This is a genomic window from Nocardia rhizosphaerihabitans, from assembly GCF_014646295.1.
GTDB classification, from domain to species: Bacteria; Actinomycetota; Actinomycetes; order Mycobacteriales; family Mycobacteriaceae; genus Nocardia; species Nocardia rhizosphaerihabitans.
In genome coordinates this window covers 697,970-711,817 of the sequence record NZ_BMNE01000004.1, presented here as the reverse complement: position 1 = coordinate 711,817, position 13,848 = coordinate 697,970, and the positions used below count along the sequence as shown (strand labels likewise).

Here is a 13,848-nt window from a genome sequence, read left to right as displayed (position 1 = left end):
GCTCAGGGTTGCCCTGGCGCGTTGTCGCTCGCTCCTGCGCGCACGGGCTGCGGATCCCCCAGGCCGGCGCTCTCGGCGGGCGCGTCATCGGCGGGCGTGACCTCGTCGATGCTGCCGGAGTCGGTGCGCGGCATGACGATCCGTACTTCGGTGCCGCGGCCGATCGTGGAGTCGATCTCGGCGGTGCCGCCGCGGCGTTCGATCCTGGCGCGGATGGACTTCGCGAGTCCGCGACGGTCGTCGGCCACCTTCGAGACGTCGAAACCGGCGCCGCGGTCGCGGACGAAAATGCTCACCTGATGCGCCTCGGCCTCGGCGAACAGGTCGATCTCGGGGACGCCCGCGTGCTTGGCCGCGTTGACCAGCGCCTCCCGGCTCGCGCCGAGCAGCGCGGTGAAGTGTTCCTTGGGCAGGCCCGCGCCGGTCTCGCCGGGATCCATGGCGACATCGCCGACCGTCACCGGGGTGACCTTCACACCGTGCTGGTCCTCCACCTCACCCGCGATGGTGCGCAGTGCCGCTGCCAGGCTGGACTGGGCGGGGGCGGTGTCGTCGAACAGCCATTTGCGCAGTTCGCGTTCCTGACTGCGGGCCAGGCGCAGCACCTCCTGCGGGTCCTCGGCCTGGCGCTGGATCAGGGCGAGGGTCTGCAGCACCGAATCGTGCAGGTGCGAGGCGATCTCCTCGCGTTCCTCGTTGCGGATGCGGGCGCCGCGCTCGGCGTTGAGCGCGCGGACCATGCGCAGCCACAGCGGCACCGTCAGCAGGCCCGCGCCGACCAGCGTGACCGCGACCGCGATCAGCGCCGAGCCGAGCGAGCTCAGATCGATCCTGGCCAGCACGACCACGCCGAGGCCGACCACGATCAGCGTCGCCCCGGCCACGATCCGCGACCAGGTGACCACCGACGGTCGCGCGGGCAGCCCGAACAGTGCGCGCGGACCCGGTGCGGCGACGTCGTATTCGCGCCAGACCAGCGCGGCGCCGACCGCGATCACGACGATCGGGGCGATCACCTTCGCCGCGGTGCCCTGGAACAACCACGACACCGTCACCGCCAGACCGAGGCCGAGCAGGGCCAGCCCGATCGCCTGCCTGCGCTCGTCACCGGTCGGCTTCGCCGCGTCGCCGCCTGCCGGGGTGAAGATCCACAGCAGGCCGTAGGCCACCAGACCCGCGCCGACCAGCGCGGACAGCAGCACGAACGCCATCCGCACCTTGAACACGTCGACGCCGAGATGATCGGCCAGACCACCAGCGACCCCACCGACCACCCGGCCCCCGGTCCGGCGGACCAGGCGCGGGGTCTCGGGCAGCGGTGCACCGACCGGCTCCGGTCCCGGCGCGGGCAACATCCCGGGCCGGTAGCCGCGCGGGACGCCGTAACCCATCGGCGCCGCGGTACCCGGATAGCCGGGGGCGCTGCGGTACGGGGGCGGCGGCAGATACGGCTGCGGCGTCCCGTAGACGGCACGGCCGTTGCCGAGCGCGCGCGCTACGAATCCCTGCGGCCCCGTCGGCCGGTGCCCGCCGCGCGGATCCGCCGCGGCGCCGGGCCCGCCCGCTCTACCGTGCGGCCCGACCATGCCGAAGCGTCCGCCCGCGTTCGGTGCGACATAACCGTTGGAGCCGGCGGCCGAGTTCGACGCGATGCCCGCGTTCGGTGCCGCATAGCCGTTGGCGACGCCGCCGGCGTACGGCCCGGGATAGCCGCTCGGTGCGGGGTTACCTCGGGCCGCCGGACTCCCCGTCGGCGCCGAGCCGACAGCGTGCGCGGTGGCGTTCCCGGTGGCGCCGAACCCCGGTGGGGCGGCGGGCGCCTGGGCGGCGGCTCGGGCGGGAACAGACGGATCCATCCTTCGATACTGGCACGCTCCACCGGCCGCGGGCATCGGGAATGTCCCTGATCTTGGCGTTTTCGGGGTCGCCGGTACGCGTAGGCTGACCAGGTGAAGCAACTGTGAAGCGCCTGACCGTCGGCCTCGTCGCGACCTCCCGCAAGGAAAACGAACACCGGCTGGCGATCCATCCGGCTCATCTCGACCGGATCGATCCGGGATTGCGCGGTCAGATCTTCCTCGAACAGGGCTACGGTGACCGGTTCGGCTACCCCGATGAACTCCTCGCTCCGCTGGTCGCGGGCTTGCGCACCCGCGCGGAGCTGTTCGCCGAGTGCGATGTGCTGCTGCTGGCCAAGCCGCTGGCCGAGGATCTCGCGCAGATGCGGCCCGGCACGATCGTGTGGGGGTGGCCGCACTGTGTGCAGGACCGGCGGATCACCCAGCTGGCCGTCGACCGCGAGCTGACCCTGATCGCCTGGGAGGCGATGAATCACTGGACCGCGGCGGGCAACTTCAGCGTCCACGTCTTCCACAAGAACAACGAACTGGCCGGCTACTGCTCGGTCCTGCACGCCCTGCAACTGCGTGGCATCACCGGCGACTACGGGCGGCGCAAGCGGGCGGCGGTCATCAGTTTCGGCGCCACCGCCCGTGGTGCGGTGCGGGCGCTCTCGGCGCTCGGCATCAGCGATGTGACGGTGCTGACCCAGCGCAGCGTGTCGGCGGTGGCCTCGCCGTTCGCGTCGGTGCGCATGCAGCATTTCCAGCGCGACCCGGCCGATCCCGGCCGCACGCTCGCCCTGAAAGCCCCGGAGCCAGGCCCGCTGGCCGAGGTGCTGGCCAACTACGACGTGATCGTCAACTGCATGTTCCAAGACACCGAGGAACCGCTGATGTTCGTCACCGACGACGATCTCGGCCTGTTCGCCCGCGGCACCCTGTTCATCGACGTCTCCTGCGACGAGGGCATGGGCTTCCAGTGGGCGCGCCCGACGACCTTCGCCGACCCGATGTTCACCATCGGCACGGACCTGCACCACTACGGCGTCGACCACAGCCCCTCGTTCCTGTGGGACTCGGCCACCTGGGAGAACTCCGAGGCCCTGCTCGAATACGTGCCGATCGTGCTGGCGGGCCCCGACGCCTGGGACAGCAGCGAAACGATCCGGCGCGCCATCGAGATCCGCGACGGCCGCGTCCAGAACCCCCGCATCCTCTCCTTCCAGGGCCGCGCCGCCCGCCACCCGTACGCGGTGATCTGACCGGAAACCTCCCAGACCTGGCCCTCGAGCTGTCCGGTCCGGAGGGAAAGCACGCTCCACCTGGGCATTCGCCGACCTCGCCGATCGGCGCGACCGGCGTGCCGCGACGCCGGACCGGATAACCGGCCACAGCGCTCTCACCTGCGCTTCTCAGCGCTTCGGCAAGGTAAGCATCAGCTCCCGCCAAGGCCGATTTCCTACGTTGATGTCGGGCCGGAATTCGCGGCCCTCACTTCAGGGGAGGAAACGTTGAACATCACCACCGCCGTGCTGGGTGCCACCGCTGCCGCACTGACCACCGTCGGGATCACCCCCGTCGCGTCGGCGACACCGATGGCCCCGCACGAGACGACCTATCACGGGCCCGCCGGCTTCGAGCTGACCCTCGGTCACACCGATCAGTCCTACCGCCAGGTGCCCGCGCTCAACGCCATGCCGACCAACCGGGAGGTGTTCCTCGACAACACCGCGTACGTCACGGCGCCGGCCGGGGCGACCGGAACACTCGAGTCGGGTTACCTCGTCGCCTGCGCGGTGGACGTGACGCTGTCGGTCGGGCTGGACGGCGGGATCTCGGTCGGCGCGGGGGCCACCATCGGGTTCGGCTCGTCGGGGCCGGACGTGTCCGCCGATATCGGTCCGTCGATCTCGGCGGGGATGGACCTGAGCCTGTCGCTGGCGCCCGGCGAGATCAAGAAGATCGATGTCGGGAGCATGCCGCTGGGCTCCGACACCACCTACCTGGTGAACCGCGACTTCCATCTGATGGTCGGCAATTGCGGCGGGCCGCTCAACATCTACTCCTGGGCGACGGTCACCGCGACCACCCCGGAGGTGAGCGCGACCAACTCGGTCTTCGGGGACACCATGTTCCTCTGAGCTGGATCGGGACCCGGCCTCACGCCGGGTCCCGATCGACCAAATATCATTCCCCTGGGTCGTTTTCATCGAACGGGGGGTTCCTTGACCATCACCGAGCCGGAAAGCTCTTCGCCGCGTGTGATTTTCGCCCAGCGATTCGCCGAACTGTATGCGGCGGCAGGCAATCCGACCCTGCGCCGGGTCGCCACGGCTACCGAGCGGCGCATGCGAAATACCCAGTCGGGCACGCCGTCACCCCAGCGGATCAGCGACTGGAAGGCCGGTCGCAATGTGCCCGCCCGCTTCGAATCGCTGCTCCCGGTGGTACTGACCCTGGTCGACCTGACCGAGAAGGCACAGCGTGAACTTCCCCGCAGACTCGCCGATCCGCACGAATGGCGCCGCCTGTGGCAGGAATCGGTGACCTGGACCGCGACGGCGGGCGAGGGCGACACCTGCCCCTACCCCGGCCTGCGCGCCTTCCGCGCCGAGGAACGCTCCCTGTTCTTCGGCCGGGAACAGGCCACCACCGAATTCGTCGACCTGGTCCGCGCCACCACCGGCATCGTGGTGCTGATCGGCGCGTCGGGCGCCGGCAAATCCTCGCTGCTGGCCGCTGGGCTGCGCCCCGCCATGGGCCTGCCCGCCGCTACCATGACACCGGGCACGACGCCGACCGCCGCCCTCGCGACCGCACTCACCGACGAGCTCCGAGTCCTGATCGTCGACCAGTTCGAGGAACTGTTCACTCTCTGTCCCGACGAGGCCGAACGCTCGGCGTTCCTGACCACACTCGCCGAGCTGACCACCCGCACGCACGATCCGCTCACCGTCGTCCTGGCCTTGCGCGCCGACTTCTACGAGCGCTGTCTGCACCATCCCGTCCTGCGAGACAGCTTGCAGCACAATAACTATCTCCTCGGCCCCATGTCACTGGACGAGGTCTCGCGCGCGATCACCGGCCCACCGGCCGCCGCCGGACTCACCCTCGAACAGGGCCTGGAAGAGCTGGTCCTCACCGAACTACGCGGCCTCGGCGGGCACACCATCACCGACGCCTACGATCCCGGCGCGCTGCCGCTGCTGTCACACGTGATGGCCGCGACCTGGCAGCAACGCGAAGGTCGCAAACTCACCGTCGCCGGGTATCGCAAGGCAGGTGCAGTGGCGGGGTCGGTCGCCGAGACGGCCGAACTGGCCTGGAGCGAGCTCACCCCGGCCCAGCAGGACACCGCCAAGGAGATGCTGGGGTCACTCGTCACCGTCGGCGAGGACGCACGCGATACCCGCCGCACCGTAGACCGCGCCGAACTACTCGCTCGCAGCAACGATCCCGATGCCGCCGCGGAGGCGCTGGAGGTCCTCGCCGCCAGTCGGCTGATCGCCCTCGACGCGGGGTCCGTGCAGTTCTCCCACGAGATCGTGCTGGCTGCCTGGCCGCGGTTGCGCGGATGGATCGAAACCGATCGCGTCGGGCATCTGGTGCGCCAGCGGCTGGAGCGCGACGCCGACGAATGGGAAACCGCCGCACGCGATCCCGCGCTGCTCTATCGCGGTACGCGCCTCGACAGCGCGAACGACCACACCCGCGGCACCGCGACCAGCCCGCGCGCCCGCGCCTTTCTCGACGCCTCGGGACGGTCGGCCCGGTTGGGACGACGCTGGCGGGCCGGGGCCGCCGCCGTCGTGATCGCGCTGCTGGCCACCGGTGTGGTCGCCTGGGACCGCGGCAAGCTGGCCGACCAGCGCACAGCGGACCGCGACTACGCGGAACTGGTCGCCGCGGCGCAGCGCACCCGAACCACCGATCCGTCGCTGTCGGCGCAGCTGTCGCTGGCCGCGTATCGGATGCGCCCCGACCTCTCGACCCGGACTCAGCTGTTGAACACCCAGGAGTTGCCGCTCGCGGTCACCGTGCCCGCCCATGAGCAACCGGTCGAAACGCTGGTCGCCCGGCCGTCGGACGGGCTGCTCGTTTCCATCGATCTCGACTTCAAGGTCATGTTCTGGGACACCACCGTCCCGCAGCGGCCGGTGCGCATCGAGACCGATTTCGACGCACCTGTCGAAAGCTTGGCGTTCGTCCCCGGTAGTTCGAACGCGGTCACCAATGGGCCGTCGGGCCTTCAGTTCTGGGACTTCGCACGAGTGGAATCACCGCGGCTGCTGCACACGCTCACCGCAGGCCTGCGACACTCGATCGCCGTCAGTCCGAACGGGACGCAGCTCGCCGAATCGGATGCGTCGTCGGTGACGTTCTGGTCTCTCGGCGACCCGTCCGGCCCCGTGCGGTCGAGGAGCATAGATTTGCCCCGCGACGGATTTGAGCACGTGGGATCCGCCGTCGAATTCAGTCCCGACGGCACTCTGCTCGCAGTGGGACGAGCTGCGTACGACCCGGAGGCTCCCGATGTCGTGCAGCTGTGGGACACCCGCGACCCGGCAGCCGCACGTCTCGTCGGGACAATCCCCGACACCGACCATCTCCGTGACTTCGAGTTCAGCCCGGACAGCGCGATATTGGCAATCGGCACCTTCGGATCCTCCGGCACCGCCGGCCCACTGTCGAGCCGAGTGGAGCTCTGGCAGATCACCGATCCCGGCAATCCCCGCAGGTACGGGTCCCCGTTTCGGGTCGACGACGGCGTTATGCATTCGATCACCTTCGCCCCGAACAGCTCCATGCTCGCCACGAGCGCCGGAGACGCAGGCAGGTTGTGGAATATCACCGATCTCGTTCAGCCGGAGCAAGCCGCACCCGCGCTGTCGGTGAGCCCGGGCCACTGCTTGCAATCGTTGGCCTCGGCTTGCGAGAGCGGGCCGCGATCGCTGATCTTCCTCCCAGGAGGGTCGATACTGGCCGGAGCGGGTAACGATGGAACGTTGCGCATCTGGTCGATTCCGCGATCGCTGGTCGAGACAACCCAGCACTCCTCGTTCACGCCCGTTTTCGACCGGGCAGGCAACCGGATGGCTGTGCTGTCCAGCGATGGAAACGTAACGGTCTGGGACACCACCGAACCCCGCAACCCGGTCCGTCGAGCGACGATCCCCGGTTCGCCCGGTCGTTCTCAACCCGCGCTGAGCCCCGACGGACGCACACTGTCGATCCACGACCACAACGGCGCACAGCGGCTCGTCTTCGACCTCGACGATCCCGGCAAGCCGCGCCCCCTGTCCCCGTGGCCAGCCATCGGCACTAGGGGCTCGATAGTCGAGGGCAATCGGATGCTGGTGGTCAACGGTTCCTCGATCCAGATGTGGGACATCACCGACCGGACAACGCCGGTTCGCCTGGGATCACCGATCACCACGACGTTCGGAGAGATCTCCTTGGGCCGATTCCACGCCGACGGCGACAAGCTGGAGACCCTGTCCTTCGATCCGAACGACAGCCGACGGCCGTACTTGCGCGAGATCTGGAACATCAGCGACCCTAGCAATCCGAGTGTGATCGGCGAGATCGACAACAACGCCTGGGCCACCTTCCAGCCATCGCTTTTCCTCCCCGACAATCGGACGATGATCGTGACGGAATTCGACAACTTCCGGCTATGGGACGTCGAAGGTCCCGAGACGATCCGGCCGCTCGCCGACACACTCCGCACCGAAATGGCACCGATCGTCGTGCTGTCCACGTCGGTGGACTCCCGCAGCCTCGCTCTTTCGAGCGACGACGGAACGACCGCGCTCTGGTATCTCGACGACCCACGCGCGCCCCGCAAGGGCGCCGGGCCGCTGGGGCCCGCCGACGGGCTCAACCGGAACGTGGTCCTGCATCCCGCCGGCGAACAGCTCATGGTCGTCACCGACAACGGCCAGCTCGGCGTCTGGGATCTGGACCCCGAACTGGTCGCCGAACGGATCTGCGCGGCCACCGCCGACGCGCTCACCGAACCCGTCTGGCGACGCCAGGTGCCCAACGTCTCCTACCGCCCACCCTGCGCCTGACCGGGGAACCCGGGCAAACCTCAGGGTTCACCCCGATGTGCGAAAGGGCTGGTCCGGCACACCATGGATGGCATGAGCAGAGCGAGCTTCGGTGACCAAATCCAGCAGATGTGGCACACGCGGCCCGTCCGGCTGCCGCGGCAGGGGCCGATCGCCGGTGTCGCCGCGGGGTTCGGGCTGCGCTACGGCGTCGATCCGGTGCTGCTGCGGGTGGCGTTCGTCGTGTCGACCATTTTCGGTGGCGCCGGCATCGTGCTGTACCTGCTGGCGTGGCTGATCTTGAGTTCCGCGGGGAACGAGGCGTCGGCGGCCGAGGCGCTGACCGATCACGCGCGCGGCACGCACTCGCAGACCAAGACGATCGTGCTGATCGTCGCGCTCGCGATCGCCGTGTCGACCATGGGCCCGATGGGGCTGGGGCTCGGCGGATCGGGTGTGGTCAGCATGGGCCTGATGCTCGCGGGCTGGTGGATGCTCTACATCCGGCATCCCGAACTGCCGAGCGGTTTCGACACCGTCCGCGCCGGATCGCTGGGCACGGGGAGCTATCCCCCCGCCGCCGGTTATCCGACCGGCGTGCCGGTTCGCGGCTACCCGTACATCCCGGACGTGCCGCCGACCGGGATGTACACGCCCTACACCAAACTGCCCGACGCCTACGTCCCCGACCCGGCGACAACGGGCACAGCCGAATCCACACCGCTGCTGCGCGTCGACGCCACCGACACGATCATCCTGCACAAGGACGTCGACGAAACTGGTAGCGCCACAACGGCGGACACTGACCAGCCCACGACCGTCCCACCTGAACCTTCTGTCGATACGGCCGAACCGACCTCTGCCACAACGGCAAACGCGGTCACACCGATCACCGCCGACTCGGCAGATACGGCCGCAGCTGCACCGATGCAGGCCGTCGCACCGAGCGACACCTCGACCGATCTCAGTCGCCCGGTAGATGATTCGAGCGAATCCGGCTCGACCATCGACCTCGGCAAGCGCGGCGCCGAATCGTCCGAGATCGTCGCCGCACCGGCGGGGCCGGAGGACGAGCAGACACCCGACGGCGGCACTGCCATCCTGCGCAAGGACTTCCCCCAGCCCGTACCGGGTTCTCCCGTACCGGGATTCCCCCGCATCGGCGCGCAGGTCCCCGCCGGTGTCGATCCGCTCGCCATCGCACCCCTCGCCTGGGAACTCCCCGAGATGGCGCCCCGCTACGCCGTGCAGGCACCACCGCCGCCGAAACGCCCACGTTCCCGGCTCACCCCGGTCACCATCGGCCTGGCGATCCTGGCGGCGGCGCTGGCCGGTGCGGCAGCGGCCTCGGGCGTCGAATGGATGACCCCCGCGCGGATCGCGGCCTTCGCCCTGGCCGTCGTCGGCCTCGGACTCATCGCGGGCGCGTTCCTGCGGCGCGGTTACGGACTGCTGGTGCTCACCGCACCGCTGGCCGGGTTCGTGCTGCTGGCCTCGCTGATCGGCCCGATCGACTTCGACGAAGCCACCATGGGCGATCACACCTGGGCGCCGACCACGACCGCCGAACTGCAACCGCGGTACGCGCTGAACATGGGTTCGGGCACGCTGGACCTGCGCGGGATGACGCTCACCGAGTCCCGCACCGTCGAGGTGTCGGTGAACATGGGTGAGGCCAGGGTGCTGCTGCCCGAAGGGATGACCGTGAACACCACCTGCGACGTCCGCGCGGGCGAGGCCAGGTGCGACGAAGGCCTCACCGGACCGAATACCCCCGGCGCACCGGTCCTCGACCTGCGCATCGACATGAATGTGGGCGATCTGGAGGTGACCCGTGGCTGATCAGACCAGCGTCGACACGCAGCGTCGACCGGCGTTCTCCCTGCTGATCACCGGCCTGATCGCGCTCGCGCTGAGCGTGTGGGCCCTGCTCGGCGCACCCACTCCCGAGAACGGCGGCATCCTGCCGGTCGGCTGGGGCGTGGTGATCACGGCGATCGTCATCGGCCTGCTGCTGACCTTCTCCCCGCGTCGCAAACGACACTGACGGAAGACAACCCCAGATACGACAATGGCCCGTCATGGTGACGGGCCATTGTTGTCGGAGGACAGACGGCAATGAACGAACGTACCGACCGGAAACCCACTCCCCTGGCGAAAGCATTGCCACCGGCCACGCACCGGCCGACCGGCGGCGGCTTCCTCCTGGGCAGACTCCTGCTCACCCAGGCGGCGCAGCGACGACCCGTCTAGCCCGTCACTCCCATTCGATGGTGCCCGGCGGCTTGCTCGTCACATCGAGCACGACCCGGTTGACGTCCTTCACCTCGTTGGTGATCCGGGTGGAGATGCGCTCCAGCACGTCGTAGGGCAGGCGAGTCCAGTCCGCGGTCATCGCGTCCTCGCTCGACACCGGGCGCAGCACGATCGGGTGACCGTAGGTGCGGCCGTCGCCCTGCACGCCGACCGAGCGGACGTCGGCCAGCAGCACGACCGGGCACTGCCAGATCTGCTTGTCCAAGCCTGCCGCGGTGAGCTCTTCGCGGGCGATGGCATCGGCCTGGCGGAGCAGGTCGAGCCGGTCGGCGGTCACCTCGCCGACGATGCGGATGGCCAGACCGGGGCCCGGGAAGGGCTGGCGGGCAACGATTTCCTCGGGCAGGCCCAGCTCGCGGCCGACCGCGCGGACCTCGTCCTTGAACAGCAGCCGCAGCGGCTCGACCAGGTCGAACTCGAGGTCGTCGGGCAGGCCGCCGACATTGTGGTGGCTCTTGATATTGGCGGTGCCGGTGCCGCCGCCGGATTCGACGACGTCCGGGTACAGGGTGCCCTGCACCAGGAACTCGACCTTCGGGGCGGCGCCCGCGGCGGCGCCCTCCTCGAGCACGATGCCCGCGACCGCGTCCTCGAAGGAGCGGATGAACTCGCGGCCGATGATCTTGCGCTTCTCCTCCGGGTCGGAGACGCCCTTCAGCTCGCCGAGGAACTTGTCGACCGCGTCGACGGTCACCAGCTTGGCGCCGGTCGCGGCGACGAAGTCCTGCTGCACCTGCTCGCGCTCGCCCGCCCGCAGCAGACCGTGGTCGACGAACACACAGGTGAGCCGGTCACCGATCGCGCGCTGCACCAGGGCGGCGGCGACGGCGGAGTCGACACCACCGGACAGGCCGCAGATCGCGTGGCCGTCACCGATCTGCGCGCGGACGTCCTCGATCAGCGCGTCGGCGATATTGGCCGGGGTCCACGCCGCGGGAATGCCCGCCAGCTCGTGCAGGAAGCGGCTCAGCACCTGCTGGCCGTGCGGGGAGTGCAGCACCTCGGGGTGGTACTGGACGCCGGCCAGGCGGCGCGCGCGATCCTCGAACGCGGCGACGGGAGCGCCCGCGGTGGTGCCGGTGACCTCGAAGCCCTCCGGGGCGTCGGTCACGGCGTCACCGTGGCTCATCCACACCGGCTGCACCGTCGGCAGGCCGCCGTGCAGCACACCGCCGTCGATGTTGAGCTCGGTGCGGCCGTATTCGCGGGTGCCGGTGTGCGACACCGTGCCGCCGAGCGCCTGCGCCATCGCCTGGAAGCCGTAGCAGATGCCGAACACCGGCACGTCCAGGTCGAACAGCCGCGCGTCGAGCTGCGGTGCGCCCTCGGCGTACACGCTGGACGGGCCGCCGGACAGGATCACCGCCAGTGGCTGCTTGTCGGCGATCTCCTCCACCGTCATGGTGTGTGGAATCACCTCGGAGAACACCCGCGCCTCGCGCACCCGGCGGGCGATCAGCTGGGCGTACTGTGCGCCGAAGTCGACGACGAGGACCGGTCTCTGAGTTTCTGCCACCGCCACAGTTTAGTGACGGTGCACGAAGCCCGAGCAGCGGGCATCGGTCCGCGTCTACGCGTTGGGAGAACATTGCGCAATACCCGGTCGACCTGGCTATCCTCGTGCACGTGCCATTCGCCCGCGCGATCGATGCCGACATCTACTACGAGGACAGCGGTGGCACGGGGCCGGTGGTGTTGCTCGCCCACGAATTCTTCATGGACCGCACCATGTTCGCCTCCCAGCAGGCGGCTCTCGCTCCCGAATTCCGGATCGTCGCCTGGGACGCGCGCGGGCACGGCCGCACCAAGGATCAGCGGCTGCCCTTCACCTACTGGACCGCCGCGCGCGACGCGCTGACCGTCCTCGACCACATCGGCGCCGAACGCGCCATCGTCGGCGGCACCGCGCAAGGGGGCTTCACGGCATTGCGGACCGCGCTGGTCGCGCCGGAACGCGTCGCCGCGCTCATCCTCATCAGCACCGAGGCGCACGGGCCGACCAGGGAACAGTCCACCGCGACCCAGCGCTTCCTCGACGAATGGCATGACAAGAGTTCGCGGGAGGAAGCCGCGGGCCGTCTGGCCGACTGGCTGATCGGCGACGACGACTGGTACCGCGGCATCTGGACCAAGCGCTGGATCGGCGACGCGCACAACGGCCTCGACGCCGCCGTCGGCTGCCTGCTCGGCCGCGACTCGGTGCTCGACCGGCTGCGCGAGATCACCTGTCCCGCACTGATCATCCACGCCACCCGCAGCGGCATCGCCGGCGATCGGGCTCGCACGCTGGCCGACGGGCTCACCGCCTCCACGTTCCTGGAGATCGATGGCGCCCGTCTGGCCGTCACGATGACCCACCCGGAACCGGTCAACGCGGCGATCGCGCGGTTCCTGCGGGAACGGGTCTCACTGACCCACGTGCGTTAGCGGACGCTGAGCCCGACCTTCTGGAATTCCTTGAGGTCGGAGTAGCCGGCCTTGGCCATCGAGCGGCGCAGGCCGCCGACCAGGTTCAGCGAACCGAACGGGTCGTCGGAGGGACCGTAGAGCACGCGCTCGAGACTCGGGCGCGTCACGGTGCCGTCGGCGCCGTCCAGCCAGGACTCGTCGACCGGCAGGAACGAGCCACGTGGCACCGAGGGGTGCGCGGTCGCCGAGGGCCAGTACCAGCCGCGACCGGGCGCCTCGGCCGCCACCGACAGCGGCACGCCCAGCATCACGGCGTCGGCGCCACAGGCGATGGCCTTGGCCAGCTGGCCGGAGGTGGCCACGTCGCCGTCGGCGATGACGTGCACGTAGCGGCCGCCGGTCTCGTCGAGGTAGTCGCGGCGCGCCGCGGCGGCGTCGGCGATCGCGGTCGCCATCGGGACGCCGATGCCGAGCACCTCGCCGGTGGTGGTGGCGCCGGGGTAGGAGCCGTAGCCGACGATGACGCCCGCGGCGCCGGTGCGCATCAGGTGCAGCGCGGTGCGGTGATCACTCACGCCACCGGCGACGACCGGCACGTCCAGCTCGGCGATGAAGGTCTTCAGGTTCAGCGGCTCGCCGTCGCCGACGTGCTCGGCGGAGATGATGGTGCCCTGCACGACCAGCAGGTCGACACCGGCCTGCACCAGCGCCGGGGTCAGGGCGCGCGCGTTCTGCGGGCTCACCCGCACCGCGGTGGTCACGCCCGCCGCGCGCACCTGCGCGACCGCGGCCGCGAGCAGGTCGGGCTGCATCGGCGCGGCGTGTAATTCCTGGAGCAGGGAGATCGCGCGTTCGTAACCCCCCTTGTCGACGAGATCGATCAGCTGATCGATCTTGTCCTGCACATCGGCGTGCCGGGCCCACAGGCCCTCACCGTTTATGACACCGAGGCCGCCGAGACGACCCAGCTCGATCGCGAACTCCGGCGAGACCAGCGCGTCGGTGGGGTGCGAGAGCACCGGAACCTCGAAGCGGTAGGCGTCGAGCTGCCAGGCCAGCGAGACCTGCTTGGACGAACGCGTCCGCCGCGAGGGCACGATGTCGACATCGTCCAGCTCGTAGGTTCGGCGGGCGACCCTGCCCATTCCGATTTCCACCATGTCACGCACAGTTGCTCCTGTGTTGTTGGAGCGCTGGCGCGCTCGAGTTCGCGGCCCCTCCTGGGCCGT

The 13,848-nt window shown here is 69.6% G+C and carries 10 protein-coding genes; 7 read left to right on the top strand and 3 right to left on the bottom strand.

Annotated elements, in window-relative coordinates:
• Positions 1 to 2 precede the first annotated feature (2 nt).
• A complete protein-coding gene (locus IEY60_RS20675; protein ID WP_373291744.1) occupies positions 3 to 1,391 on the bottom strand; it encodes an ATP-binding protein in 1,389 nt (462 codons plus the stop codon).
• Positions 1,392 to 1,960: 569 nt separating this feature from the next.
• Between IEY60_RS20675 and IEY60_RS20670 the strand changes: the two genes are divergently transcribed.
• From IEY60_RS20670 to IEY60_RS36255, 6 genes are all read left to right on the top strand, one after another.
• Positions 1,961 to 3,103 (top strand): N(5)-(carboxyethyl)ornithine synthase, encoded by a 1,143-nt coding sequence (locus tag IEY60_RS20670; protein ID WP_189030731.1) that lies wholly within the window; start codon positions 1,961 to 1,963, stop codon positions 3,101 to 3,103.
• A gap of 249 nt (positions 3,104 to 3,352) precedes the next feature.
• Positions 3,353 to 3,982: an MspA family porin gene (locus IEY60_RS20665; RefSeq protein ID WP_189030729.1), complete on the top strand. Its 630-nt coding sequence runs from the start codon at positions 3,353 to 3,355 to the stop codon at positions 3,980 to 3,982.
• Between the two features lie 84 nt (positions 3,983 to 4,066).
• On the top strand, positions 4,067 to 7,915 hold the full coding sequence (locus tag IEY60_RS20660; RefSeq protein WP_189030727.1) for a WD40 repeat domain-containing protein: 3,849 nt from the start codon (positions 4,067 to 4,069) through the stop codon (positions 7,913 to 7,915).
• 72 nt (positions 7,916 to 7,987) lie between these two features.
• Positions 7,988 to 9,736: a PspC domain-containing protein gene (locus IEY60_RS20655; protein ID WP_229739992.1), complete on the top strand. Its 1,749-nt coding sequence runs from the start codon at positions 7,988 to 7,990 to the stop codon at positions 9,734 to 9,736.
• Positions 9,729 to 9,941, top strand: a complete 213-nt coding sequence (locus IEY60_RS20650) for a hypothetical protein (RefSeq protein ID WP_189030723.1) — start codon at positions 9,729 to 9,731, stop codon at positions 9,939 to 9,941. The genes IEY60_RS20655 and IEY60_RS20650 overlap by 8 nt, the downstream gene beginning before the upstream one ends.
• A 71-nt stretch (positions 9,942 to 10,012) precedes the next feature.
• Positions 10,013 to 10,147, top strand: a complete 135-nt coding sequence (locus IEY60_RS36255) for a hypothetical protein (RefSeq protein ID WP_268241484.1) — start codon at positions 10,013 to 10,015, stop codon at positions 10,145 to 10,147.
• A 4-nt stretch (positions 10,148 to 10,151) separates the two neighbouring features.
• Here IEY60_RS36255 and guaA read toward each other — a convergent pair whose 3' ends face one another.
• On the bottom strand, positions 10,152 to 11,732 hold the full coding sequence (guaA, locus tag IEY60_RS20645) for a glutamine-hydrolyzing GMP synthase (RefSeq protein WP_189030721.1): 1,581 nt from the start codon (positions 11,730 to 11,732) through the stop codon (positions 10,152 to 10,154).
• A 104-nt stretch (positions 11,733 to 11,836) separates the two neighbouring features.
• Here guaA and IEY60_RS20640 point away from each other — a divergent pair, with 104 nt between their 5' ends.
• A complete protein-coding gene (locus tag IEY60_RS20640; protein WP_189030719.1) occupies positions 11,837 to 12,637 on the top strand; it encodes an alpha/beta fold hydrolase in 801 nt (266 codons plus the stop codon).
• Here the strand turns inward: IEY60_RS20640 and IEY60_RS20635 are convergent.
• The gene (locus tag IEY60_RS20635) at positions 12,634 to 13,788 is read right to left on the bottom strand and encodes a GuaB3 family IMP dehydrogenase-related protein (protein WP_189030717.1); all 1,155 of its coding nucleotides are present in this window, start codon (positions 13,786 to 13,788) and stop codon (positions 12,634 to 12,636) included. The two genes, IEY60_RS20640 and IEY60_RS20635, sit on opposite strands and share 4 nt — an antisense overlap.
• Positions 13,789 to 13,848: the final 60 nt, after the last annotated feature.